Origin of the sequence: Nocardia sp. CDC159, assembly GCF_023740735.1 — a bacterium.
GTDB classification, from domain to species: domain Bacteria; phylum Actinomycetota; class Actinomycetes; order Mycobacteriales; family Mycobacteriaceae; genus Nocardia; species Nocardia pulmonis.
In genome coordinates this window covers 1-24,938 of record NZ_JAMRXH010000027.1, presented here as the reverse complement: position 1 = coordinate 24,938, position 24,938 = coordinate 1, and the positions used below count along the sequence as shown (strand labels likewise).

23 protein-coding genes and 1 tRNA gene are annotated in these 24,938 nt (G+C 67.8%); 16 read left to right on the top strand and 8 right to left on the bottom strand.

Going from position 1 to position 24,938, the window contains the following annotated elements:
- Nucleotides 1-61 precede the first annotated feature (61 nt).
- Nucleotides 62-2,194: a bifunctional diguanylate cyclase/phosphodiesterase gene (locus tag NDR87_RS35220; RefSeq protein WP_251918313.1), complete on the bottom strand. Its 2,133-nt coding sequence runs from the start codon at nucleotides 2,192-2,194 to the stop codon at nucleotides 62-64.
- Between the two features lie 117 nt (nucleotides 2,195-2,311).
- Here NDR87_RS35220 and NDR87_RS35215 point away from each other — a divergent pair, with 117 nt between their 5' ends.
- The 4 genes from NDR87_RS35215 to NDR87_RS35200 all read left to right on the top strand — a co-directional run bounded on the left by NDR87_RS35215 (nucleotide 2,312) and on the right by NDR87_RS35200 (nucleotide 6,757).
- Nucleotides 2,312-3,118: an SAM-dependent methyltransferase gene (locus tag NDR87_RS35215; RefSeq protein WP_251918311.1), complete on the top strand. Its 807-nt coding sequence runs from the start codon at nucleotides 2,312-2,314 to the stop codon at nucleotides 3,116-3,118.
- Between the two features lie 124 nt (nucleotides 3,119-3,242).
- Nucleotides 3,243-3,653 carry a protease inhibitor I42 family protein gene (locus NDR87_RS35210; RefSeq protein ID WP_251918309.1) on the top strand — a complete coding sequence of 137 codons (411 nt, stop codon included), beginning with the start codon at nucleotides 3,243-3,245 and terminating at the stop codon, nucleotides 3,651-3,653.
- A 226-nt stretch (nucleotides 3,654-3,879) separates the two neighbouring features.
- Nucleotides 3,880-5,955 carry a phosphocholine-specific phospholipase C gene (locus NDR87_RS35205; protein ID WP_251918307.1) on the top strand — a complete coding sequence of 692 codons (2,076 nt, stop codon included), beginning with the start codon at nucleotides 3,880-3,882 and terminating at the stop codon, nucleotides 5,953-5,955.
- Between the two features lie 22 nt (nucleotides 5,956-5,977).
- Nucleotides 5,978-6,757, top strand: a complete 780-nt coding sequence (locus tag NDR87_RS35200) for a DUF72 domain-containing protein (protein WP_286014431.1) — start codon at nucleotides 5,978-5,980, stop codon at nucleotides 6,755-6,757.
- Here NDR87_RS35200 and NDR87_RS35195 read toward each other — a convergent pair whose 3' ends face one another.
- Nucleotides 6,758-7,978, bottom strand: a complete 1,221-nt coding sequence (locus NDR87_RS35195; RefSeq protein WP_251918304.1) for a hypothetical protein — start codon at nucleotides 7,976-7,978, stop codon at nucleotides 6,758-6,760. It abuts the gene before it with no gap.
- A gap of 394 nt (nucleotides 7,979-8,372) precedes the next feature.
- Between NDR87_RS35195 and NDR87_RS37805 the strand changes: the two genes are divergently transcribed.
- Nucleotides 8,373-8,903: an ImmA/IrrE family metallo-endopeptidase gene (locus NDR87_RS37805; RefSeq protein ID WP_251918303.1), complete on the top strand. Its 531-nt coding sequence runs from the start codon at nucleotides 8,373-8,375 to the stop codon at nucleotides 8,901-8,903.
- 44 nt (nucleotides 8,904-8,947) lie between these two features.
- Nucleotides 8,948-10,135, top strand: coding sequence for a DUF6545 domain-containing protein (locus tag NDR87_RS35185; RefSeq protein ID WP_251918301.1), 1,188 nt, complete (start codon nucleotides 8,948-8,950; stop codon nucleotides 10,133-10,135).
- Here the strand turns inward: NDR87_RS35185 and NDR87_RS35180 are convergent.
- The 4 genes from NDR87_RS35180 to NDR87_RS35165 all read right to left on the bottom strand — a co-directional run bounded on the left by NDR87_RS35180 (nucleotide 10,132) and on the right by NDR87_RS35165 (nucleotide 15,143).
- Nucleotides 10,132-10,617: a helix-turn-helix transcriptional regulator gene (locus tag NDR87_RS35180; protein ID WP_251918299.1), complete on the bottom strand. Its 486-nt coding sequence runs from the start codon at nucleotides 10,615-10,617 to the stop codon at nucleotides 10,132-10,134. The two genes, NDR87_RS35185 and NDR87_RS35180, sit on opposite strands and share 4 nt — an antisense overlap.
- A 339-nt stretch (nucleotides 10,618-10,956) precedes the next feature.
- Nucleotides 10,957-12,675 carry a glycerol-3-phosphate dehydrogenase gene (gene glpD, locus NDR87_RS35175; RefSeq protein WP_286014426.1) on the bottom strand — a complete coding sequence of 573 codons (1,719 nt, stop codon included), beginning with the start codon at nucleotides 12,673-12,675 and terminating at the stop codon, nucleotides 10,957-10,959.
- Complete coding sequence (gene glpK, locus NDR87_RS35170) at nucleotides 12,659-14,203, bottom strand: glycerol kinase GlpK (RefSeq protein ID WP_308212192.1); 1,545 nt, start codon at nucleotides 14,201-14,203, stop codon at nucleotides 12,659-12,661. Before glpK (NDR87_RS35170) ends, glpD begins: the two co-directional genes overlap by 17 nt.
- A 40-nt stretch (nucleotides 14,204-14,243) precedes the next feature.
- Nucleotides 14,244-15,143 carry an MIP/aquaporin family protein gene (locus tag NDR87_RS35165; protein WP_251941307.1) on the bottom strand — a complete coding sequence of 300 codons (900 nt, stop codon included), beginning with the start codon at nucleotides 15,141-15,143 and terminating at the stop codon, nucleotides 14,244-14,246.
- Between the two features lie 186 nt (nucleotides 15,144-15,329).
- On the opposite strand from NDR87_RS35165, the gene NDR87_RS35160 reads away from it, so the two are divergent.
- The 5 genes from NDR87_RS35160 (at nucleotide 15,330) to NDR87_RS35140 (ending at nucleotide 19,452) form a co-directional block, all read left to right on the top strand.
- Nucleotides 15,330-16,121 carry an IclR family transcriptional regulator gene (locus tag NDR87_RS35160; RefSeq protein WP_251918293.1) on the top strand — a complete coding sequence of 264 codons (792 nt, stop codon included), beginning with the start codon at nucleotides 15,330-15,332 and terminating at the stop codon, nucleotides 16,119-16,121.
- Nucleotides 16,118-17,644, top strand: a complete 1,527-nt coding sequence (gene glpK, locus NDR87_RS35155) for a glycerol kinase GlpK (RefSeq protein WP_251918292.1) — start codon at nucleotides 16,118-16,120, stop codon at nucleotides 17,642-17,644. Before NDR87_RS35160 ends, glpK (NDR87_RS35155) begins: the two co-directional genes overlap by 4 nt.
- A 146-nt stretch (nucleotides 17,645-17,790) precedes the next feature.
- Entirely contained in the window at nucleotides 17,791-18,285 is a 495-nt protein-coding gene (locus tag NDR87_RS35150) for a L,D-transpeptidase (protein ID WP_251918289.1), read from the top strand.
- 226 nt (nucleotides 18,286-18,511) lie between these two features.
- On the top strand, nucleotides 18,512-19,288 hold the full coding sequence (locus NDR87_RS35145) for an acyl-[acyl-carrier-protein] thioesterase (protein WP_251918287.1): 777 nt from the start codon (nucleotides 18,512-18,514) through the stop codon (nucleotides 19,286-19,288).
- Nucleotides 19,289-19,378: 90 nt separating this feature from the next.
- Nucleotides 19,379-19,452: transfer RNA gene (locus NDR87_RS35140), tRNA-Pro, on the top strand.
- Here the strand turns inward: NDR87_RS35140 and NDR87_RS35135 are convergent.
- On the bottom strand, nucleotides 19,434-19,712 hold the full coding sequence (locus NDR87_RS35135; RefSeq protein ID WP_251918285.1) for a hypothetical protein: 279 nt from the start codon (nucleotides 19,710-19,712) through the stop codon (nucleotides 19,434-19,436). The two genes, NDR87_RS35140 and NDR87_RS35135, sit on opposite strands and share 19 nt — an antisense overlap.
- 217 nt (nucleotides 19,713-19,929) lie before the next feature.
- Here NDR87_RS35135 and NDR87_RS35130 point away from each other — a divergent pair, with 217 nt between their 5' ends.
- Together NDR87_RS35130 and NDR87_RS35125 are read left to right on the top strand one after the other, a co-directional pair.
- Nucleotides 19,930-20,235 carry a carbon-nitrogen hydrolase family protein gene (locus tag NDR87_RS35130; RefSeq protein ID WP_251918283.1) on the top strand — a complete coding sequence of 102 codons (306 nt, stop codon included), beginning with the start codon at nucleotides 19,930-19,932 and terminating at the stop codon, nucleotides 20,233-20,235.
- Complete coding sequence (locus NDR87_RS35125) at nucleotides 20,235-20,414, top strand: hypothetical protein (RefSeq protein ID WP_251918281.1); 180 nt, start codon at nucleotides 20,235-20,237, stop codon at nucleotides 20,412-20,414. Before NDR87_RS35130 ends, NDR87_RS35125 begins: the two co-directional genes overlap by 1 nt.
- 17 nt (nucleotides 20,415-20,431) lie before the next feature.
- On the opposite strand, the gene NDR87_RS35120 is transcribed toward NDR87_RS35125, so the two are convergent.
- Nucleotides 20,432-21,061 (bottom strand): HIT family protein, encoded by a 630-nt coding sequence (locus NDR87_RS35120; protein ID WP_251918279.1) that lies wholly within the window; start codon nucleotides 21,059-21,061, stop codon nucleotides 20,432-20,434.
- Between the two features lie 1,002 nt (nucleotides 21,062-22,063).
- Here NDR87_RS35120 and NDR87_RS35115 point away from each other — a divergent pair.
- From NDR87_RS35115 to NDR87_RS35105, 3 genes are all read left to right on the top strand, one after another.
- The gene (locus NDR87_RS35115) at nucleotides 22,064-23,041 is read left to right on the top strand and encodes an LGFP repeat-containing protein (RefSeq protein WP_251918277.1); all 978 of its coding nucleotides are present in this window, start codon (nucleotides 22,064-22,066) and stop codon (nucleotides 23,039-23,041) included.
- A 193-nt stretch (nucleotides 23,042-23,234) separates the two neighbouring features.
- The gene (locus NDR87_RS35110) at nucleotides 23,235-23,672 is read left to right on the top strand and encodes a hypothetical protein (RefSeq protein ID WP_251918275.1); all 438 of its coding nucleotides are present in this window, start codon (nucleotides 23,235-23,237) and stop codon (nucleotides 23,670-23,672) included.
- Nucleotides 23,673-23,730: 58 nt separating this feature from the next.
- Complete coding sequence (locus NDR87_RS35105; protein ID WP_251918273.1) at nucleotides 23,731-24,747, top strand: hypothetical protein; 1,017 nt, start codon at nucleotides 23,731-23,733, stop codon at nucleotides 24,745-24,747.
- The last annotated feature ends 191 nt before the right edge of the window (nucleotides 24,748-24,938 follow it).

Sequence of the window (24,938 nt, the reverse complement as noted above, 5' to 3'; positions counted from 1 at the left end):
TCGCTCTCGAAGAACAGCAGGAACAGGTTGTAGTACACGGTGAGCATAGTGATCAAGTGTCCTATGCCGGGCCGAGGTTCGTCGCACTACCGGTCCCGGCGAGCAGATCGGTGAGCCGATCGGCGGGCATGGGATGGTGAAAATGCCAACCCTGCGCGGTGTCACAGCCCAGTCCGAGCAGGCGATCTGCCTGGTGGTGGGTCTCGACGCATTCGGCGGTGACGGTCAGCCCGAGGGCGTGGCTGAGATCGACGATGGTCTCGAGCACCAGCAGATCGCCGCGATCGGCGGTGTTCGAGGAGCGGATGCGATGGATGAACTGGCCCGCCAGTTTCACCACGTGCAGCGGTAACTGGCCGAGGTAGGCCAGATTCGAGTAGCCGGTGCCGAAGTCGTCGATGGCGATGCGCACCCCCGCATCGGCCAGTGTGCGCAGCGCCTGCAGCGGCCGCCCCGTGGTGTGCATGAACGCGCGCTCGGTCAGTTCCAGCTGCAGCCTGCGGGGATCGATGCCGGTCTCGGCGATGGTCGCCTGCACGCGGGCCAGCCACGCCGGATCGGCGACCTCGGCGGCGGAGACGTTGACGCTCACCACCGGTGAGCGCGCCCCGAACCGGTCGTGCCAGCGCCGTCCCTCGCGGCAGGCTGCCTCCAGCACCATCGCCCCGAGTGCGCCGATATGTCCGGCGTCCTCGGCCAGTTCGATGAACCGGGTGGGAGTGAGCACGCCCAGTTCCGGATGCTGCCAGCGCACCAGCGCTTCCACGGCGACGGGCCGCCGGTCGGCGAGGGTCACGATGGGTTGGTAGTCGAGGAAGAATTCGCCGCGGCGCACGGCCGCGGGCAGCGCGGCGGTCAGTTCGGCGCGGGTGTGTTCGCGGCGGCGGCGGTCCGGATCGAAGACCGCGTAGCGGCTGCGGCCACCGGTCTTGGCCCAGTACATCGTCGTGTCGGCGGCCTGCAACAGCGCGTCGGTGGTGGTGAGCCCGGCCTGTTCGAGCATGACGCCGATGCTCGCGGTGACGGTCAGGCGGTGCCCCTGGATCTCGAAGGGCCGGGCGAACGCGGCCAGGACGGTGCGCGCGAGCGCGGCCAGCTCACCCGTGCCGCTCGCGCGCGGGATCAGGATGACGAATTCGTCGCCGCCCATGCGCGCGACCAGGTGGTCGGGTCCGCGCACGCAGCCCTGTAATCGGGTCGCGGCCTGAAACAGCAGTTCGTCGCCGAGGGAGTGGCCGAAGGTGTCGTTGACGGTCTTGAAATGGTCCAGATCGACGTAGCACAGCCCGACCCGGGCCGCCGGGTCGGCGAAGGCGGTGGCGAGCGCGTCGAAGAAGCGCGAGCGGTTGGCCAGGCCGGTCAGCGGATCGTGGTGGGCGCGATACCGCAGCCGCTCGCGCAGGGCGCGCTGTTCGGAGATGTCCTCCACCAGCACCAGGGTGTATTGCGGCGCGCCGTGCTCGTCGCGAATGAGCGAGACGTTGAGGTTGGTCCACACCGTATGGCCGTCGCGGTGGCGATAGGCCTTCTCCAACTGCACGTTGTCGTGCGCACCGCTGAGCACCCCGGCGTAGAGCTCCCACATGCCGGGCGGATCCTCGGGATGGGTGAGGTCGGTGACCTCGAGCCGGGCCATCTCCTCGGGCAGATAGCCCAGCATCCGCGCGAACGCCGAATTCACCTCGATGATGCGCCCGGTCATATCCGACAGGCCGGTGCCGATTCCGGCCTGGGAGAACACCGCCCGCAGCCGCGCCTCGCTCGCGCGCAGCTGCTCCTCGACCAGCCGCCGCGCGGCGATATCGGCGGTGCGCACGCTCTCCTGCTCGCTGAGCAGCCAGGCCCGGAACGCGCGGACGTATCCGGCGGCGAACGAACCGAGCAGTTCGGCCGAACGGCCCGGCGCCACACCGGTTTCGGCGAAATATCGGCTCAGCACGGCCAGGCTGCGGCCGAGCACCTCATCGCCCACGAAATGCGCCCGCGCCAGGGCCGCGCCCACCTCGGCCACCTTCGCCGCGCCGTCGGCGGCCGCGGCCGCCAGCAGATCGGCGGCCAGTTCCGCCAGCAGCTGCCGCACCTCTGCCGCGCTGAGCGGCACGATGTGATCGCGCGCACCGCCGCCGAGCGCCGCCGCCCACCGCCCGGCCAGTTCTGCGTGCGGGCCGTCGAGATCGGACCCATCCCACGCCATGAAATCCGATCGTAGCCGGGCGATCGCGCATCTGTGAACGCAGGCATTTTCGGGGGGCGCTCGAATACGATTGCGATGCTTGCTCTTCCGGCGGGCCGGTTCGCAGAGAGGTTTCCGATGACCAGACCGAGTTGGGCGCCCGAGGGCATCGACCTGGATCGCCCCAGCGCCTCCCGCGTATACGACTATTTCGTCGGCGGCATGCACAATTTCGAGATCGATCGGACGCTGGCCCGGCAGATCGAGGCATTCACCCCGAATGTCGCCGAAACCATGCGCGCCAACCGGGATCTGCTGCGTCGATGCGTGCGCTATCTGGTCGACGCGGGCATCGATCAGTTCCTCGATCTCGGTTCGGGCATCCCGACGGTGGGCAATGTGCACGAGGTGGCCCAGGCTCGCAATCCGGCGGCGCGGGTGATCTATGTCGATATCGACCCGGTCGCGGTGGCGCACAGCCGCGCGATTCTGTCCGGCAATCCGAACGCGGCGGTGGTGCAGGCCGATGTCGCCGCGCCCGAGGATGTGCTGGACGATCCGCAGGTGCGCGAGCTGCTCGATCTCGACCGACCGGTCGCTGTGTTGTTGCTCGGTGTGCTGCATTTCGTGCCCGACGAGGCCGATCCGGCGGATTGCGTCGCGCGGCTGCAGCAGGCCGTGGTGCCCGGCAGCTATCTGGCGATCACTCACGCCACCGCCGACGGCCAGCCCACCGAGGTGCTCGAGGCACAGAAGCTGTCGGGCCGCACCTCCACCGAGATCGTGCTGCGGTCCAAGGATCAGATCGCCGCCTACTTCCACGACTGGTCGCTGATCGAGCCGGGACTGGTGCATCTGCCGCTGTGGCGGCCCGAGCATCCGGCCGACGTGGGTGCGCATCCGGAGTCCTCGGGCGCCTACGGCGGACTGGCGCGTAAGGGCTGATTTCCGCCGGATGCGCTGGGGTCGAACGGTTTTCGCCGATGCGCGGATACCGACGCCGCCGACGCCGGTATGGTGTGGGCGCCCCTTATCTCATGAAAGGACTGTGGTGCGTACACCTTTACTGATGATCGCCTTCGGAGCCGCCCTGGCCGCCGGAGCGACGACCGCCGCCGCGGCGGGTCCCGTGCCGACCATCGCGTCGCCGATCTCGGCGCCGGTCGTCGTCGGCACCGACGGCAACGGCCAGTCGCAGGAGCTGACCGTCGGGCAGGAGCTCGCGGTCGCGCTGCCCGACGACCCGTCCTCCGGATTCGTCTGGGAGCTCGGTGAACTCGATCAGGCCGTGCTGCATCAGGAGGGTGAGCCGCAGTTCAAACAGGGCAACAACCCGATGCCCGGCACGCCCGGCACGGTGGTGTGGATCTTCACCGCCGCCAAGGCGGGCTCCACCAAGCTGACCCTGGTGCCGGTGGCCAAGCAGCCCTGGGCCCAGGGCCAGCGGGAGGCCTACACCCTGATGGTGACCGTGCGCTGACCGATCGCTGGTATCGGACCCGCAGCCCGCACGGCTGCGGGTCCGATCCGTTGACGACGAGATGACCACTGCGTGACCGTCGCTACTTCGCTTTGAACGAGATGTGAATTCCCGGTGGCGACCCCGTACGCGTCGAGAGATCGAATTGCCGCCACTGCGAGCGCTTTCGTATGTTTCGAACGGAAATATGCTGGGCGGGGTGGCGCACTGATCGGAGAGCTCGACAATGGGTCGCAGTTTCGGCACGGCAAACCGGCGCATGGTGCTGGGCGGGCTGCTGGCCGCCGGACTGGCGGGCGCGGCGGGTATACCTGAGGACATGGCCACCGCACTGGCCGAACCGCGGCGGCGCGGCACCCTCGACGAGGTCGAGCACGTCGTCATCCTCATGCAGGAAAACCGCTCGTTCGATCACTACTACGGCACCATGGCCGGGGTGCGCGGCTTCGGCGACCGCGCCGCGCTGCGGCTGCCCGGCGGCGGCGATCCGGTGTTCCGACAGCCCGACGCGGGCAGCGGCACGGGCTATCTGCTGCCCTTCCGAGTCGACACCGGTCGCGTCGACGGTCAGGACATGGGCGATCTGGCACACGACTGGCATACCACCCACGTCGCCTGGGCGGGCGGCGCCTACAACTCCTGGATTCCGGCGAAATCCCGCATGACCATGGGCTATTTCACCGACGCCGACATTCCCTTCCATCGCGCCCTTGCCGGGGCGTTCACACTGTGCGATCACTATTTCTGTTCGCTGCAGGGGCCGACCACGCCGAATCGCCTGTACCACTGGACCGGAACGATCGACCCCGGCGGCACGGCGGGTGGTCCGGCCACCGGAAATCCCGCCGACTATCGGCCGGTCTATCGCTGGACGACCTATCCGGAACGGCTGCAGCAGGCCGGAATCAGCTGGCAGGTTTTCGCCGACGACCGGGTCGGCGACGACACCACCAACGCCCCGTTCCTCGGTGATTACGGCGACAATCCGCTGTGGTTGTTCCAGCAGTATCACGACGCGCTGGACTCCGACGATCCCGCGGTGCGCCAGCTGGCCGAGCGCGCGATGGTGACCAAGGGGTGGAAGCCCGCCGACGGCGTCGACGGCACCGAGGTCGACAGCGTGCTCGAGCGGTTCGTGGCCGCGTGCGCGAACAACACGCTGCCGCAGGTGTCGTGGCTGGTGGCCCCGTACGGGTACTGCGAGCACCCGGCGGCGCGCCCGGTCGACGGCGCGGTCTACACCCAGCGGGTGCTGAAGGCGCTGTGGGACAACCCGAAACTGTGGGAGTCCACGGTCGTGCTGATCAACTACGACGAGAACGACGGCTTCTTCGACCATCTCGTTCCGCCGACCCCGCCGCCCGGCGCCGCCGACGAATGGCTGCCGCTGGGGCAGTTCAGCGAGCTGGCCGATCTGTCGGCGGCGCTGGGGCCGATGGTGCCGATCGGGCTCGGGCCGCGGGTGCCGCTGACGGTGATCTCGCCGTGGAGCCGGGGCGGGTGGGTGAATTCCCAGGTGTTCGACCACACCTCGGTGCTGCGGTTCCTGGAGGCGTGGACGGGGGTGCGCGAACCCAATATCTCGCAGTGGCGGCGCGCGGTATGCGGCGATCTCACCAGCTGCTTCGACTTCACCGAGCGCGACCTCAGCATTCCGCTGCTGCCGGACGCGAACGAGCTGCGCCGCCAGGCCGATCGGACCCAGACCAAACTGCCCAAGCCCGAGCCGCCGAATTCCTCGGCCCAGCAGCAACCGTTCCAGGACCCCGGCTACGCCAAGGCGCGGCCGCTGCCGTATCAGCCGGTGGCCTGGGTGCAGGCGGGCGCGGGCGCGGTGACCGTGCACTACGGCAACCGCGGCAGTGCGGCCGTGCCGTTTCAGACCTATCCGTATCAGAGCCAGGGTTCTCCGGTCCGCCAGACCGTGGTGGGGCCGAATGCCGAGGCCACCGAGCGGTTCGAGGGCGGCGGCTACGACCTGGCGGTGCACGCGCCCAACGGATTTCTCGTGACGGCGGCGGGCGGGCCCGAGACGGCGCATCTGGTGGTGGCTGCCGTGCTGACCGGCAGCATCGAGCGGCCCGAACTGGTGTTGCGGATCAGGAATTCCGGGCTGGTGCCCGCCCATTTCACGATCAAGGACGGTTCGGGATTCGCCGTCGCGCCGGGTGCGTCCACCGAGGTGCCGATCCCGGCCGCCGACGGCTGGTACGACGTGAGCCTGACCCTGAACGGGAGCACGACCTGGCGGCGGCGGTTCGCCGGTCACCTGGAGAACGGCAAACCCAGCCGCACCGGATAAGTGGTTACATGGAGGGGTGACCATGCTCGTGGGCACCTCCGGATGGCAGTACCGGGATTGGCGGGACGTGCTGTACCCCACCGGGCTGCCGCAGCGGCTGTGGCTCGAGCAGTACGCCGCCGGCTTCGCCACGGTCGAGAGCAACAACGCCTTCTACCGGCTGCCCAGTCGGGACGTCTTCGCCGCGTGGCGGGAGCGGACCCCGGACGATTTCGTCGTCGCGGTCAAGGCCAGCCGCTTCTTGACCCATATCAAGCGGCTGCGCGAACCGGAGGAGCCGGTGCGGCGGCTGCTCGACCATGCCGCGGGGCTGGGGGATCGGTTGGGCCCGATCCTGCTGCAATTGCCGCCGACCCTGCAGGCCGACGCCGGGCTGCTCGACGAGTGCCTGAGCTATTTTCCGCGCGAGGTGCGCGTGGCCGTCGAGCCACGGCACGAGTCGTGGTGGATACCCGGCGTGCGTGCGGTGCTCGAAAAGCATCGGGCCACGCTGTGCTGGGCCGATGTGCGGGCGCATCCGGTGACGCCGCTATGGCGCACGGCCGAGTGGGGCTATCTGCGACTGCATTCGGGCCGGGAACAGCATCCGCCCCGATACCGCAAGCAGGTGCTGGCCACGTGGGTGGAGCGCCTCGGGCAGACCTGGAGCGACGACCGGGACGTGTTCGTCTATTTCAACAACGACCCGGGCGGGGCCGCGGTGCACGACGCGGTGGTGTTCGCCCGGCTCGCGCGGGATGCGGGTGTGACAGTCACCCGCACGCCGGAGTTACCCGCCCGGACGCTTGTCGAAAAGGCTTGACTACCAGACGAATTCGGGTGTGATGCCCCACTGCTCGAATTCATCGACGACAAGCGGGGTCAGGGGAGTGGTCGCGGGCAGCGGCGGTTGGAAGGTGAGGAAGGTGGTATCGGGCGTGGTCTGGACGAAGACCCGGACGCCGCGGTTGTAGGGCTTGTCGAGCAGCGAGGTCTTCGGGATCCAGGCGCGAGCGGCGGCGGCGCGTGCGGTGCCGACCGCCCCGATTATGGCCTGCGGCACGGGTCCGGTATTGGAGACCACCGCGTCCGCACCCACGGCGAACACATTCGGCAGGGCCGCAGCGGCGTAGGCGGCCTTGCTGCGGCTGCGGACCTCGGCGAGATCGGTGTAGCGCCCGTCGCCGGGCAGCGTGAGCGGGAACTCCGCCAGCTTCACTTTGTTGCCGGTACCGATATCCCCGTCCTCGCGATGGCTGACCCAGGACGCGACGCGCAGATCCCCGCCCGGCCGACCGCGGAGCGCATGCGCGACGTTGGTGGCGGCCGTAGTGATCAATCCGGTCGCGGTACCGCCGTGTTGCTCGGCCGACGCACGCAATGTCGCGCTGTCGATGGCCACGATCGCGGGCAGCTGGGCCTCGAGCGGACCGGCTTCACCCTTGCGAGCCGCGCGTCGAGCCAGCAACCGCAGCAGTGCCCCGCCGGGGAGCAGCAGGGCACCGTATTTCGCGGCCTCCAGCACGTCGGCGCCCAGGCTCGGCGGCGCGAGATCGGGGACCGTGTGTGAGCTATCCGCACGTGCCGCGAGATCGATGGCCGCGGATATGCCCTGCCCGTCGGTGATGGCGTGCGAAACCACCAGCGACACCACCGATTCCCCGTTGTCGAGATCGGTGGCCGACAACACCCAGCCGCGCCCCGCGTACAGGTCCAGCTCGGTGACCGCCTGCCGCTCCACCCATTGCACCGCCTGCGCGGCCGGGATCGTGCCGTCCTCGACGACCACCGGATAGTCGTGCGCACTGCGGGACCAATACGGCCGAGCGCCCGGCACCCGCGCCGCCACCAGCCGCCTCGACAGCGGTCCCTCGATCAATCCCCGCCGCAATGTCTCGAGCCGCGACACCTCCACCGGATGCCGCAACCACCACGCCACCTGCATTTGCGCCGACGTCATGAACGGCATCGCGAACGCTTCCGCCGCCGCCAGTCGCGCCGCCGCCACACCCGTGTCCCGAGCCTGCGAGATGGTCGTCGTCATCGAACCGTTCACCCTCCACGTTCACACCGCGCGGTCTCCCTCGGCCGCGCCCACGACAGTCTGACACGACCCGTTCCCCACCGCCCATTGCGCAACGGGCTCCGAGACCACCGCCAACCGATGCTTGTCTACGCTGTTTCCTGCCACGGATCCGTGTCGCGGTCCAGCCTCGCCACGAGTCCTGGTGGACGCCGGAGGTGCGTGCCGTGCTCGACCGCCGACTGGTGCTGTCTGCGGCTGCACTACGGTCGCGCTTATCTTGAACCACGCTATAGCGCAAGGACTTTGGCGACCTCACGGTTGGTCGAGCCGTCCGGCGCAGGGTGTGTCCAGCAGATCGGCGTGAGATCGTAGACTTTCGCTGAGTGAATCCGCTCCGGGTGCTCGGGGAAGAGTGACAGGCGACGTGCTGAATCTTGTGACGCTGGTAAGGCAGAAAATTTCTGCCCGTAGATCTTCCACTCGTGTCCGTGTGCAAGCCCTCGTCGACAGCCTCGAGTTGCCTGCCGATCCGACGCTGGAAGAGCTTGTCGAGGCGGTGGCGGCCGTGCGGGGACCCATAGAGTGCTCGCCGCTGCCGGCATCGATGCCGGACGACGTGTGTGGGCTGTGGCTGCGGTGTCGGGACAGGAATGTGATACTCGTGCGCACCGACGGCCTGGACACCGCCCAACAGCGGCATGTGTTCCTGCACGAGCTGGCGCATGTGGCGTTCGATCACGGCCGAGATGTATCGATGACAGAGCTGGCAACCTGGCTGGGATCCGACTGCGGTATCGACCTGTCCGCGGTCGTGACCGCCCGCGGTGGGGCAGCGGGGTATCAGGCGCCGCAGGAGTACGAGGCCGAACAAGTAGCGCGTCATCTCGGGCGCACAATCCGCCTGGCCGGCCCTCGACGCGACGACATGTTGCGGGACTTGTGATGTGGCCGCAGGCTTGGCTGCCCGGTTGGGTCACCGTCTCGGCGATGGTCTTCGTGGTCGTCGCCGCGGTCATCCGGCTGGTCGTGGTACGGCGGTCGTCCGAGACCGATCACCTGATCAACGGGCAGGCGGTGGTCTGGGCCGTGGCGGTCGTACTGCGCGAGCCTGCCGTCGCCCGCCAGCTCGCGGGCCTCGTGCCCGGCGGTCTTCCGGCACTGTTCGATCTGTGGCATGGGCTTGTCGTGGTCGCGTGGGTGTGGCGGCTGGGCCTGCTGCCGCTGCGTCGTTACGGGGCGGCTCGGTATCGGCGCCCCTTCAGAGCCCTGATGGCGGTGGGAGTGGGCCTCGCCCTGGCGCTGCCGGTCCTGAGCAGCCCGGCCCGGGCGCAGGGGGTATCGATCGCCGCGTACGGGGGGTGGCGCTACGCCGTCTATATGGGGGCCTATTCCGCGCTGCCCGTGGTCGCGTCATGCTGCCTGGTCGGTGTCTGCGTCACCATGTGGCGGCGTGCGACAACCTCCTCGGAACGGTTCGTCGTGACGATCGTGTTCGTGTTCGTCGCGGTCTCCATGCTCCCCGCGACATCGTTCGCGCTCTTCGGTGTGCTGGGTGCGTTGGGCGCCGGCACCACGCTCACCGCGGCGGCCTACCGCCTGGCGTCCGAGGCACTCGCCTCGGGTGAGCTGGACCTGCTGCTCAGCGCCGTGTTGTGGACTGCGGCGATCCCGTCCTGGGTGCAGGAGGTGCGACACCTGATCAGGTTGCGCCGGATGTATCCGGTGTGGCGGGATCTGACGGCTGCTGTCCCGACGGTCGTGCTGCGGCTCGAACCCGAGGACCGCCGGGGCATGTCTCCGCAGGCGAAGGTCGACGATCGCCGCATCGAGATCAAGGACGCGGCACGGCTCGTCGCCAGCGCCGCTGCGCCGCTGCCCGCCGCTGTCCAGGACCTGATCGATGACACCGTCGAGGCTGCCGACCAAGAAGATATGCGGTCGGTCGCCGAGATGGTCTTAGCGGCTCGCCGACTCGCCCACGGCACGGCCCACCCCGCACGGCGTAGCCCTGGCGAGCGTGACGCGTTCGCCCTCATGGCACCCGATGAACCGACCTTGCTCCGGTTGTGGGCACCTGCAAAAGCCCTGGTGGATGCCGCAGACCAGCTCGCGCAGCGGGGTGTCCGCGCCGAATCTCTCTCGGCCACAGGCGCAGATGGGGGCTCGTCGACCTAGGCTTGTCGGCGGCCGTCCCGAGCGGTCTCGTCGTTGGGCAGCGCCGATTTCAAAACGTCGATGAGACCGGGGACCAGGTCGATGGGCACGGTGTAACCGCGATCGTCGTGGCTGTCGAAACTGCGCGCGAGCGGCGCCCGAGTGACGCCGAGGCGTTCGAGCAGGCGCGCCAGCTCCATCAGCTGACCCACTTCGACCTTGCTGTAGGTCGGGGCGTCCTGCTTCTTTTCGACCAGCGGGGCACCGGTCTGCAGGGTGTTCCAGGTGCTGCCCGGCTCCAGGCCCAGCACAGTGTCGTACTTGGCACATGTGTCGGGGCGGGGAGCCTGCTGGCCGTTCTCGATTCGCTGCTGAACCCTCTTGGCGGGTCCGCGCCCGCCGGCGTAGACCTGCTCCTGAGTCAGATGCTTGTACTCCCAGCGAAACTCGTAGATCGCCCTCCCGAACGACTCGAGACCCTTGAGTGTCGCCTCTTCGTCCATGCCTGGATGGTACATCGGAACACCTTCCCAGCAGCGCAACAGATGTGTTACCCGCTGGTCGAGCCGTCCGGACTCAATTCCTGATGACACGAGGCAGACGAACTGGCGTTGACAGTCGCTTTGAAGTCGCCCTAAAGTCGCCTTCGTGACGGATCGGGCGACAGCCGTTGGCTTACCCGGGCACTTCGCCGCGGGCGCTCACACGGAACCGCGGGTTGCCTGGAACGGAGGCTCGCGACTGCGATCCGGCGCGGCGAATGGGTGACGTTCGGAGGGGAGGTCATCCAGAGGTGACTGTGCCCGCGCCGGGATGGGCGCGGGCACAGTCGCCGAAGCGAATCAGGCGACCGCGACCAGCCGGGCCGCGTTGGCGGCCTCGTCGGTGGCGGCCTTGTTGGCGGCCAGTTCGGCGGCCACGCGGTCGCGGTAGCGGGCGATCTCGCGGTCGGTGGTCTCGGCGTCCCAGCCCAGCGGGCCCGCGATGAGACGGGCGATGTGGGTGGCCGCCTCGAGGCCGCGGTCGGCGAACTCGATGGAGATGCGGGTCCGCCGGGTGAGGACGTCGTCCAGGTGCAGCGCGCCCTCGTGGGTGGCGGCGTAGACGGCCTCCACGGCCAGGTACTCCTCCGCGCCCGGAATCGGCCGCGCCAGTTCGGAATCGGCCTCGATCATGGCGAACAGCTCCTGCACGCCCGAACCGTAGCGGCCGAGCAAATGCTCCACCGCCGCGGTCGGCAGCCCGGCGCGCGCGGCGACGGCGGCGACATCGTCGGCCAGCTCCTTGTAGCCGACCGCGCCCAGCAGCGGCAGGTGCTCGGTCACCGAGGGAGCCATATTGGTGCCGAAGTCGCGCACCGCGGCATCGACCACATCGGCGGCCATCACCCGGTAGGTGGTGTACTTGCCGCCCGCGATGACGAACAGACCCGGAACCGGTTCGGCCACCGCGTGTTCGCGCGAGAGCTTGGTGGTGTCACTGGACTCCGCACCGGCCAGCAGCGGGCGCAGGCCCGCGTAGGTGCCGACGATGTCGTCCTCGGTCAGCGGCTCGCGCAGCAGCGCGTTGACGTGATCGAGGATGTAGCGGATGTCGGCGTGACTGGCGGTGGGGTGGTTCTTGTCCAGCGCCCAGTCGGTGTCGGTGGTGCCGATGATCCAGTGCTGGTGCCACGGGATGACGAACAGGATGCTCTTCTCCGTGCGCACCGCGATGCCGGTGTGCAGGTCCAGCCGCTCGCGCGGGACCATGATGTGCACGCCCTTGGACATGCGCACGTGGAACGGGAAGTCCACGCCGGTCATGCGATTCATCTCATCGGTCCACACGCCGGTCGCGCTGATCACGCTGCGGGCGCGCACGGTGTACTCGCGGCCGGTCTCGAGATCGGTCACGTGCGCGCCGACGACGCGCTCGCCGTCGCGCAGCAGCCCGGTCACCTTGGTGCGGGTCAGCACGGTGGCGCCGTGCTGGGCGGCGGTGCGGGCGATGGTCATGGTGTGGCGCGCGTCGTCGACCTGGGCGTCGAAGTAGCGGATCGCGCCGATCATCGCGTCCTCGCGCAGGGCCGGGCCCAATTCCAGTGCGCGCGAATGGGAGATGTGCTTGTGCATGGGCAGCGCCCGGGCCCCGCCCATGGTGTCGTAGAGCGCCACACCGGCGCCGATGTAGGCGCGCTCCCACACCCGATGCTGCAGCGGCAGCAGGAACGACACCGGCCGCACCAGATGCGGAGCCAGCTTGTGCAGCAACAGCTTGCGCTCCTTGAGCGCCTCGCGCACCAGCCAGAAGTCCAGCTGCTCGAGGTAGCGCAGCCCGCCGTGGATGAGCTTGCTGGACCGGCTCGAGGTGCCGGCCGCGAAGTCGCGGGCCTCCACCAGGGTGACCGACAGCCCGCGCGCCGCCGCGTCCAGCGCCGCACCCGCGCCGACCACGCCGCCGCCGATGACCAGGACGTCGATCTCGTTGTCGCCCAGCGCATCCAGGGCATCGGCCCGGTAGGCCGCATCCAAACGTACGTTCACCGCAATACTCCTTCTAACCTCAATCGTCTTCTTCATCGATCCAGTCGAGGGTGCGCGCAACAGCCTTCTTCCAGCGGCCGTAGCCACGCGCGCGCTGCGCCTCGGGCAGGGTCGGATGCCAGCGCCTGTCCTCGCGCCAGTTCTCTTCCAATTCGTCGGTGCTCTGCCAGAACCCGACGGCCAGTCCCGCGGCGTAGGCGGCGCCGAGGGCGGTGGTCTCGGCCACGACCGGGCGCGACACCGGCACGCCCAGGAAGTCGGCCTGCAGCTGCATGCACAGCTCGTTGGCGGTCACGCCGCCGTCCACGCGCAGAACGTCCAGCGTCACACCGGAATCGGCCTGCATCGCCTCGACGACGTCGCGGGTCTGATAGCAGATCGACTCCAGTGTGGCGCGCGCCAGATGCGCGTTGGTGCTGTACCGGGACAGCCCCACGATCACCCCGCGCGCGTCGGAGCGCCAGTACGGGGCGAACAGTCCGGAGAACGCGGGCACGAAGTACACTCCACCGTTGTCGGCGGCCTGGCGGGCCAGCGATTCGCTCTGTGCCGCACCGGAAATGATGCCCAGCTGATCGCGCAGCCACTGCACCGCCGAGCCGGTCACCGCGATCGAGCCCTCCAGCGCGTACACCGGCTTGTCGTCGCCGAATTGGTAGGCGACGGTGGTGAGCAGCCCGTGCTGCGAGCGCACGATCTCGGTGCCGGTGTTGAGCAGCAGGAAGTTTCCGGTGCCGTAGGTGTTCTTGGCCTCGCCCGGGCGAAAACACACCTGCCCGACGGTGGCGGCCTGCTGATCGCCGAGTACACCGGCCAGCGGCACCTCGCCGCCGAACGGGCCGTCGGCGCGGGTCTGGCCGAACAGGTCGGGATTGGACGAGGGTGCGATCCGCGGCAGCATGGCGCGCGGAATCCCGAACAGCGCCAGCAGCTCGTCGTCCCAGTCGCAGGTCTCGAGGTCCATGAGCATGGTGCGGCTGGCGTTGGTGGGATCGGTGACATGCACGCCGCCGTCGACCCCGCCGGTCAGATTCCACAGCAGCCAGCTGTCGGTGGTGCCGAACAGGGCGTCGCCGCGCTCGGCGTCGGCGGCAACGCCCGCCACGTTGTCCAGGATCCAGCGCAGCTTGCCGCCGGAAAAGTAGGTGGCGGGCGGCAATCCGGCCTTGCGGCGGATCGTCTCGCCGTGCCCGGCGCGCTCGAGTTCGGCGGCGATGCGGTCGGTGCGGGTGTCCTGCCAGACGATGGCGTTGCAGTAGGGGCGGCCGGTGCGGCGGTTCCACACCACGGTGGTCTCGCGCTGGTTGGTCACTCCGACCGCGGCCAGATCCTCCGCCGACAGGTTCGCCCGGCTGAGGGTGGTCTGGATGACCGCGCGGGTGCGCTCCCAGATCTCGGTCGGATTGTGCTCGACCCACCCGGCGCGCGGCAGGATCTGCTCGTGTTCGAGCTGGTGCCGGGCGATCTCGTTGCCGCCGTGATCGAACACCATGAAGCGGGTGCTCGTGGTGCCCTGATCAATCGCTCCGACGTAGCGCGGACCGCCGTTGGTACGCTCGCTCACCTTCGTTCCTTTCGGTAAAACTCTTGGCAGAAGGGACGTTTCAGAACAGGAGCTGAGCGACCAGACCGGCCAGCGCGCCGCCGAGCAGCGGGCCCAGCACCGGCACCCAGGCATAGGACCAGTCGGAGTTCTTGTGCGCCGGGTAATCCGCGCGCGGGAGCCCGGGACCGGTTGCGGTATCGGGGGATTCGGCATGCCTGCCCGCGGCGACCGCGACCCGCTCGTCGGGTGCGGGCGCCGTGGCACCCATGGGCAGCACCGCGTGCGCGAGACGCGGGGCCAAATCGCGGGCGGGGTTGATGGCATAGCCGGTCGGGCCGCCGAGCGAGGCGCCGATGCCGACGACCAGCAGGCCCGCCGCCAGCGGTCCCAGACCGGTGGGGGTGTGGCCGAAGCCGAGGATCACCAGCACCAGCGCGAAGGTGGCAATCACCTCGGTGACGAAATTCCAGCCATAGGAACGGATCTCGGGGCCGGTGGCGAATACGGCCAGCTTCTTGGCCGGATCCGGTTCGGCCGCGAAGTGCCGCCGGTAGGCCAGGAAGGCGGCCGCCGCGCCGAGGAACGCGCCGACCATCTGGCCGGAGACGTAGGCGAGCGTGTTCGCGGCGGTGATCGCGATCCCGGGTGCGTACTCCTGCGCGCCGCTGGTCCAGATGCCGAGGGTGACCGCCGGGTTGAGATGGCCGCCGGTCTTGTAGGCGACGTACACCCCCGCCATCACGCCCAGACCCCAGCCCATGTTGATCAGCAGCCAGCCGCCGTCGAACCCCTTCGACTTCGCCAGCAACACATTCGCGACCACTCCCGCGCCGAGCAGGATCAGCACCCCCGTGCCGAAGGCCTCGCTCACGAAGATCGAGCCGAAGTTCACCGTTGAACCTCCATATGCCGTGCCGGTCGCCGGTGCGACCGCATTGATCGTGACGTTACGAGGCATTCGGCAAACCGGACACAGGACGCGTTCGACATTGTCGAACAACCAGCGTGGCCGCCTGGGTGCGATGCCACTACTGTCGACGTATCCATCTGAAAGTGACGCAGATCACAGCGGTAGCCGGGTGATGTTGCTCGACGATCACTGGCTGTTCGACATTGTCGAATGCTCGAAGGTAGGTTCGCGTATATGCCCGGTCCGATCCAATCCATCGAGCGCGCGGCGGCCATGCTGCGGCTGCTGGCCCGCGGCCCGCTGGGCGTCGGCGATATCGCCGCCGCCCTCGGGCTGGCCAAGCCGACCGCGCACGGCATTCTGCGCACCCTGGCCGGGGTCGGCTTCGTCGAACAGGACCCGGTCTCGGGCCGATACCGGCTCGGCGCGGCGGTGCTCGATTTGGGCGCGGGCTATCTGGACACCAACGAGCTGCGCTCGCGCGCGATCAACTGGGCCGACGCCCTGGCCGCCCGCACCGGCGAGGCGGTACGCATCGCCGCGCGCGTCGGAGATCGAATCACGGTGATCCACCACGTCTTTCGGCCCGACAACAGCGAGCAGGCGCTCGAGGTGGGGGAGGTGCTGCCCCCGCACGCCACCGCGCTGGGCAAGGTGCTGCTGGCCTACGACGTGGGCCTGGCCGCCGCGGTGCGCGCCCGCGAATTGTCCGCGCTGACCCGGCGCACCATCGTCGATCGCGTCGCGCTCGGCCGCGAGCTCGCCACCGTGCGCGAGCGCGGATTCGCCCGGGACGCAGGGGAATACCAACCGGATCTGGCGGGAATCGCGGCCCCGATCCGGGCGCGCGGCGGACTGGTGGTGGGCGCGATCGGGATCTGCGGCGCACTCGACGGGATCTGCGACGCGCAGCTGCGCCCGCGGCCGATACTGGTCGAGCACGTGCGCGACGCCGCGGCGGCGGTGTCACGGGATCTGGGTGGCGGGCAACGAGTTTCAGCAACGACCGAAAGCGACCACGAATGACGCAACGCTATGTGCTGGCCATCGACCAGGGCACCACCTCCACCCGGTGCATCCTGTTCGATCAGCGCGCCCGGCTGGTCGGGATGGCCCAGCGCGAGCATCAGCAGCACTATCCGCGCCCGGGCTGGGTGGAACAGGACGCCACCGAGATCTGGCGCAACCTCGAGCGCATCCTGCCCCGCGTACTGCGCGAGGCGGGCGTGAGCGCGGAACAGGTTGCGGCCGTGGGGATCGCGAATCAGCGCGAGACGACCGTGGTGTGGGACCGGCGCACCGGCGTGCCGATCGGCCGGGCGGTGGTGTGGCAGGACGTGCGCACCGAGGAACTGGTGCGCGAGCTGCAGGCCCGCCCCGGGGCCGAGCGCATCCGCCAGCGGTGCGGTTTACCCCTGGCGACCTATTTCGCCGCGCCCCGGCTGCGCTGGCTGCTCGACACCACCCCGGGCCTGCGCGAGCGCGCCGAGCGCGGGGACGTGCTGTTCGGCACCATCGAGACCTGGCTGATCTGGAACCTCACCGGCGGCGTCGAGGGCGGCCTGCACGTCACCGACGTCACCAACGCCAGCCGCACGCTGCTGATGAATCTGGCCTCGCTGTCCTGGGACACCGAACTGCTGGAGTTCTTCGGCATCCCCGCGGCCATGCTGCCCCACATCCGCCCTTCCACGGCCTCCTACGGCACCACCCGCGCGGTGGTGCCCGGACTGCCGATCGCGGCGGCGCTGGGCGATCAGCACGCGGCGCTGTTCGGCCAAACCTGTTTCGCCCGTGGGGAAACCAAGTGCACCTACGGCACCGGCGGCTTCCTGATGATGAACACCGGCCGCGAACTGGTGCAATCCGAGCGCGGGCTGCTGACCACCATCGGCTACCAGATCGACCGCGATCCGGTCTACGCGCTGGAGGGGCCGATCGCGGTCACCGGCTCGCTGGTGCAGTGGATCCGCGACAACATCGGGCTGGTGGCCAGCGCCCCGGAGATCGAAACCCTCGCCCGCACGGTCGACGACAACGGCGGCTGCTATATCGTCCCGGCCTTCTCGGGGCTGTACGCGCCGCACTGGCGCGGCGACGCGCGCGGGCTGATCATCGGGCTCACCTCCTACATCACCCGCGGCCACCTGGCCCGCGCGGTGCTCGAGGCCACGGCCTGGCAGACCCGCGAGGTGGTCGACGCGATGAACGCCGACTCCGGGCTGCAGGCCCGTTCGCTGCGCGTCGACGGCGGCATGACGTCGAACAATCTGCTGATGCAGATCGTGGCCGACGTGCTCGACGTGCCGGTGATGCGCCCATTCGTCGCCGAGACGGTCTCGCTGGGCGCGGCCTACGCCGCGGGACTGTCGGTCGGCTACTGGCCGGATCTGGAGGGGCTGCGGCGCAATTGGCGGGTGGCCGCGCAGTGGACGCCGCGGATGGATCCGGCGCTGCGCGAGGACGAATACGACAACTGGAAGCGCGCGGTCGAGCTGACCTTCGGCTGGCTGCGCGCGGATCGGCGCCGCCGCGCCGCGGCGCGATGAGCGGCACGGTCGCGAAAATGCCGGTGGCGGGCACGGGCGCGGGCCACAATGATCACGTTTCACCTCCAGCTTGATTTCGAGCTCGTGCCGAAGAAGTGGTCCCTCGCCCCACCACCGGTGGGCGGGACGGGATAGAGAGGTTGTCGATGAGCAGAATGCGTTTCCTCGGGCCCGCGGTGCTCGGCGGTGTCGCCGCCCTGGCGGTGGCCGTCCCCGCCCAAGCCGCACCGCTGTGGCCCGGCGGGCCCGATATCCCCGGCGTCGGGGCGCTGGTCGCGCCCGCGCCGATCAAGGCGCCGTGCACCTCGGCCGAGACACGCGCCTGCCTGCAGCTGTCGACCAACGAGGGCTGGCTGCTCGACCGCGGCCGCGTGGTCTACGGCCCCACTCCGATCTCGCACGGCCGCCCGGGCTTCGAGACGCCGCCGGGTATCTTCCGCGCCGCGTTCAAGAAGGAGTACCACTGGAGCACCATGCACAACGCCGAGATGCGGTGGGCGATCTTCTTCAACGGCGATATCGCCACCCACATCGGCCCGGTCGAGGAGCAGTCGCACGGCTGCATCCGGATGGTGCCCGAGGGGGCCAAGGCGTTCTACGACTACATCAATACCGGCGATCAGTTCGAGGTCGTGCGCTGAGCCGAGGTGGCGCTCCTTGTCGGCGTCCGTGGTGCGTTGTGCGCCGCGGACGCCGATTGGTGTAGGTGGACCTTGAAATACGCGGGGTGCCACGCTGAAAACGTTGGCAGACTGCACTAATCTCGGCTTGGATCGCGGCGGCCCGAGGCGCGCACGCGATGGTCGGGGCCTCGACGCCGACGCCCGACGCAGTCACCCCGATTCGTCCCCAGTGGAGGTCATGCCGATGACACAGCTCGCGACACTTCCCGCCCTCGACGAGGCCATGACGCGACCGCTGGCCCCCGTCCCGTCGAGCGGCCACATCTTCGACGTCGAGCGCCGTCTGGGCACCGTCGACATGGACGAACACCGCTACCTGCGCCTCGACGGCATCGCCCGGCACCTGCAGGAGGCCGGTGTCGATCACCTGGTGGCCACCGGCGCGATGGACACCCATCCGCACTGGATCGTGCGCCGCACCGTCATCGACGTCATCCGCCCGATCGAATGGCCCGCCCAGCTGCGCGTGCGGCGCTGGTGCTCGGCCCTGTCCTCGCGCTGGCTGGCCATGCGCGTGCGCATCGACGCCGACAACGGCGGCCTGATCGAGACCGAGGGCTTCTGGATCCACATGAACAAGGACACGATGAGCCCGTCGCGCATCCACGACGAATTCGCCGACCTCATGGCCACCACCGCCACCGACCACCGCCTGCGCTGGAAGCAGTGGCTGCACACCCCCGTCCCCGACGCCCCCGGCATCCCATTCCCCTTGCGCCGCAGCGACATCGACCATTTCGAACACATGACCAACACCGCCTACTGGCACGCCGTCCACGAATACGCGTCCCCCGCAACCGACCTCACCACCACCCCCCACCGCTACATCCTCGAATACAACAAGCCCATCCACTTCGGCGACCCCCTCCACCTCCACCCCCTCCGCACCCCCGACACCCTCACCCTCCTGTTCGCCGTCCACTCCACCCCCCGAGCCACAGCCCACCTCCGCCCCCTCTGACCCCCACGAAACCCCCTCCCTCCTGCCGATTTGGTCCCATCGGGGGTCCGTGGGGTAATCTCTTCGAGCACCCGCGAGAGCGGGAAGCCACGGGCTGTGGCGCAGCTTGGTAGCGCACTTGACTGGGGGTCAAGGGGTCGCAGGTTCAAATCCTGTCAGCCCGACACGGAAAAACCCTCTCTGACCTGGGTCGGAGAGGGTTTTCTGCTACTTCGACGCCCCGGGCGGCGGCCTGATGAATTTTGTCGATCCATTCTTGGGCCTCCTCCGGCGTGTCGAAGGTCTGCGATTTCGAGGACCGCTTTTTTGTCACTGGATCCGACCAGCGCACCCTGGCACGGCAGGACGGGCCCTTGCCGCGCACCTCGATGTCGCCTCGGACTGCGGCACCGATCGGGATCACATGAACCTGGCCGTCGGTCATCAGGCAACCGTCGGATCGATCCGTTTGCCCTTGAGGAGGCGATGACGTCGGCGCCGTGGTACCGGGTGACCCTGCCCGAGATCTGGACGAACGGCGGGCCTTGTGGCGGCCGTGCGGTGCGCCAGCGTCGCAGGCTGGACGGGTCTACCTTCAAGAGGGCCGCCATCTCTTCGGTTGTGTACCCGTGACGGTTCAGACAGTGGCGAACCCTGGGGCGGTGTCAAGGAACGCTGGCTGGCCGGCCTCGCATCCTGAGTACGATATATATATCGGCGCAAGCTATCTCGAAGCCGACGACGATCAGTTCTACAACACCTTCGCGTTGTTCGGGCCGGGTGGTGAGCTACTTGGCCGGGTGTGCAAGGGATCGCTGCCCGCCTTCGAAGGCTGGTATTTCGCACCGTCGGCTGAGCCGAAAGTGATCGACACAGACGTCGGCCGTCTCGGGATCGGGATCTGCACGACAACCAGACCGCTGAGTTCTTCCGGCACACGGTCGATCAGGCGCCCGATCTGCTGCTGATGCCGCACTCCGCATCGACACCCCGACTTCCGTTGCTGGCCGGGCAGTTTCATCGCCAGTTCAGCACCATCGCCGAGTTCTACGCCCGGGAGTTTGGTGTTCCGGTCGTCTTCGCCAACAAGGTGTCGGCCCGCACCTTCTGGACACCGGTGCCGGTACTTCCTCTGGTGCGAGTATGAATCCGGATTTCTGGGGGTTAGGGGATGAGAGAGGGCTTCGCGCCGGTGTTCGATCCACTCCATCGGTCGCGTTCTGGCGCCGCGAGGGCGGCCATGCCAGCTCCCACCCTCTCTGCCAGTTCGTCGACCTCGGCCTTTGCGATGACGAGGTACTCGGGCTTGTCGACTGCGGCGAACTGCTGTTCGCGAAAGGGCGTCCCCGGCGGGAGCGGCGCGATGTGCCAGTGAACGTGCGCGACACCCTGCATGCTGCCGAAGCTGAACACGTAGAGGCGTTCGGTGGGCGTGATCTCGGTGAGGACCCGACCGAGGCGATGGATGCGCAGTTGCAGTGCGAGGTAGTCGTCTTCGGTGAAGTCCGAGACGACCTCCGTCGCGTGGCGCCGGGGGGCAAGCAGGCAGTAGGCGTAGAGGCGAGGCCAGGGCGGAAAGAACACGACGCAGTGTTCGTCACGATAGGCGACGGTTTCGTGCTCGCGAGTTGTCTGCTCGTCGGCCAGTTCGCAGATGAAGCACCGACCGGCGGCGTTGTCCGCCTGAAGTCGGTCCATGTAGGCGTTGGCATCGATCGTCCCGGTCTGTCGGCCGACGCCCGTGCTGGCACTGCGTGTTTCAGGGCGTTGTGCCGATGTGTTGTGTGGCTCCATGACTACGATTGCTCCGTTCCTATTTCGGCTTGGTCGCTGGTGAGGTAGGTGGCTCACGTTGATTTCCAACGGTTTTGCGTCGCCGCACCAGACACACCGCCCCGCCCGGCCAAGAAATCGTGCGCTCAATGACCCATCGATGACGGCCGAGGCCGTGGCGGAGGACATTTCGGCTCTTCGTCATCCGAACCCAGAGCCGTAGACACCTTCCGAAGGTTACTGGCTGGCACTGCACGTTGTCGGCGCTTCGATGACTGGTGCACCCTCCAGAGTTGGGGACCAGTCGGGGACCAAACGCCGTGCGCGCCGCCGAACGACTGCAGGTCACATGAACAACAGCTTCAGGCGCAAACCGTGTGTGACGTGCAGAGATAGCAGATTTGGATTTCGGGCGGACGAGCTCTGTGCAGGGCTGTCCGCAGTAGGGGGTGCTCGGTTCCATTCGGCAGAAACCCGGCGGTCTGCTCGTTAAGTCGCCTAGCGTGCGTGCCGGTCGCGTTTCCCGTTGAGCCAGAGCATGTTTCGCGGGTTTGGCGCGGCAAGTCTGGGTTGGGTGAACAGGAGGGGATTATGACGTCTGGTCGGCTATATCCATCTAGCAGGGGACGAAGGTTGACCCGCGTGGTCCGAGCGGCTGGCGTGGCCTCGGTACTCGCGGCCATCGTAGCCGGAGGAGCCATCGCCACCGCGCAGCCCAGCGCGACTCCATCGGTCACATCCACGACCGCAGCTGTGCCCTCGTCCCCAGCGTCGGTGACACCCAAGCCTGCGCCGCCGAGCACACCATCGCGCGGTACCCCTCCAGCCTCGCCTCCGTCGGGTTCGTCGACGACATCGGTGCCATCCACCTTCGTGAAGCCCTCACCCTCACAGAGCGCACCGGCGACCGGTTCTACGTCCATGTCACCGGCTGCGCCGTCGACAACTACGGCTCCGCCGAAAGCGCCTGCCGGACAGTGGAAACCGACTGAGCATCCGAACGCGACGGTCGTTCCCGGGAAGATGCGGTCGGACCGGGAGAAGGTCCCCGACGGGTTCACCAAGGAGCAGGCCGACAAAGCAGAGACGATGGAGGCCCGCACGGCTTCCCGCAATGCGCAGCTTCGGATGACCGATGGGTGTCAGGTGTATTGGCCTGCACCGTACGAGGTGTGCGGGGCGATCCGGGACAAGTACAACGAGCTCGGTGGTCCGAACAGCTTCCTGCTGTTCCCGACGAGCAACGAGCTGACGAACCCGGATAATGTCGGCAAGCGCTCGACGTTCCAGAACGGGCCCATTTACTGGTCGTCGTGGGGTGGCGCGCATCCGGTGGTGAACCACTTCTTCGCCGCGTGGCAGCGCCACGGCTGGGAAGCCGGCTACTTGGGCTATCCGAGAACCGACGAGATTCCCTCTGCGAACGGTGGACGACGTCAAGAGTTCGACGGTGCCGTCATCTACTGGCACCTCAACGAGGCCTACGCGATCGGCGGGGCGATCCGGGAGAAATGGAACAGCGTGGGTGCCGAGGGCGGACCGCTGGGGTATCCGAACACCGATGAACTGCCCGTCCGGAAGAACGACGGTCGGTTCAACAATTTCGAGAACGGGACGATCACCTGGTCCGGCCCGACCGGGTCCCGGCTACTGTACGGCGCGATCCGGGACCGGTGGGCCGAAGTCGGGCGCGAGGACGGCGAAATGGGGTTGCCGACATCCGACGAGCTGGTAGCCCCCGACAACACAGGGCATTACGTCTTCTTCGAGAACGGCGCCGCCGTTTACTGGTTTCCTGTCATCGGTGCGTGGCGTATTCCACCGTTCGTCGTGAACGTGTGGAAGCAGCTGAGGTCCGAACGTGGTCCGCTGGGCTATCCCACCGAAAACCCGCGGACCACAGATTTGAACGACGGCTTGGTGCTCGCCCAGAGTTTTCAGAAAGGTGCGCTCGCACGAGCTGCGGACGGAACCGTCTACCAGGCCGACTATGGCGAGTGACAAGCTTTGTGAATTTTTCGGCTACAAGCTTTGGGTGGAAGAACAATGAACATCATTAGAGTAGTTCTGGCGGCACTCGTCCTGCTCGGCGGGGGAGTTTTGGGTTGTGGCCCCGGCCTCGGCTCAGGCCACAGACGACTGCGACAAACGCAGGCCTCCCTTCAAACACGACAGCTCGAACATCGAACGAACCGTGCCGACGACGATCGGAGACATCCCTATTCGCCGCGGGTACTACTGCGTACCCAAGAAGTATGAGGGTAACGAGGTGGCGGAATCGACATACGGCTACGGATTCGGCATGGACAAAGCGCGCTATCGGCATCATATCACCAGAATAAAAGTAATTGACTTCACCCTGAGAAACAGTAGAGGGACCGGTAACCCGCGAGGAAATTACGAATTTCACGCATGGGCCAGGAAAAAACGGTGTGACGACTCCGGAAACAACTGTAAAGTCATCCAGTCACAGGAGGTCATCGCTGTGGCTTCCAGGGGCGAGGGGAAAGACCCCTATGACATGCCGACGGGAAGCCCAATCGGGTTGATAACCTTCTACTGCAATTATGGGGATCCCACCAAGCTGCGCTGTGAATCGTGGGTGAACACGTCATTGGATATCTTCAAATGAGCAGTCCGAGGCTCGCAACCGAGGTCCGTACCCGGATTGCTCGACGAGGAGGACGGACGTGGTGACCACTACAGCTGAGGGTGTAGCAGCCGAGATCGAGCGACGTTTCCCGGCGCAGGTGGCTGCCCAGCGGGCAGCCGACCGATCGGTTGTGCGGTGCGGAGGATGGTCCAACATCGAGGAGGAGCAGTGGCCTCGGGCCGTCCGTGAGGTTGTCGGGCCGGCGGTGACCGTCCCGGACCTGGACGTCCACACCGACGTCGCGTATATCGACGCTTCGGATCTCGGGAGTTTCGCCGACGGTGTCCGGGTAACGGGGGTGCTGGTGTCGGTGTGGGGCAGCGGCACAGCGGAGCGGACCGGCGAGCCGGACGTCGGTTCGGGGTTGCCGGTCGTCGAGTCCGAGGGGTGGGTGCGAGCGCTGCTTGGTCCCGACTGGGCCGAGCAGGGTTATTTCTTCCGCTGCTCGGGCGGGGAATTCGATCACATCCATTACGCTGTGGTGCTCGTCGACCGCGAAGGTCGGGTGCTCCCAGCGCCGGAGGATTTTTTCTTCCCCGCCATACCGGGCGGTTGGGGTATCGCCACCGTCCCGGAAGGTACTGGCCAGGTCGCGGTGCGGAGTCTGCGCCGCGACGAGCACGGCCGTCCGGCGCCAGAGACGGTGGTGGCGTCGACGCCCCCGGAAAGCCTACGGTGGCAGGTCGAGCTGACCGGCAACGGACCAGACGACATCCAGGCGGGCGCACGAGCGTTGCTGAAGGAGCTGCGTCCCAAAGGCGCTATCGGTCACGACGTGCGGCTGGTATCGGTGCGGTTGGATGGTCAGGACGCGGTGATCGGGTTCGAGCGCCGCACCACCGGTACCTATTCCGAGCAGCGGGTAACCGTGCCCACCGACCTCGACTTGTCAACGCCGACCGATTTCTTCCGACGAACCATCCCACGGCTTCCCTACGTCCCGCGCGACGCGCAGGATTGGGCCGGCGAGATCCGCATGGTTCTGCGCGAGTTGTGCGCCACGGGATATTTGGGTTGGGACTACGACCACCCCGAACCTGGAAGAGTTGAGTGATATTCGGGCCGAACACTCGTTGTGCTCGGCCTGAATCAGTGGTTGCCCCGCCATTCTTCGGCGGGGCTAGGGCGTGTCCTGTAAGTGGTTGTGCGGGTTTGGGTGAGTCGGTGTCGTGGTTGTGTTAGCTGTATGCGGTGGTTGGTCGAGGTGAGGTAACTGATCGGGCCTGGGCTCGGATCGAGCCCATG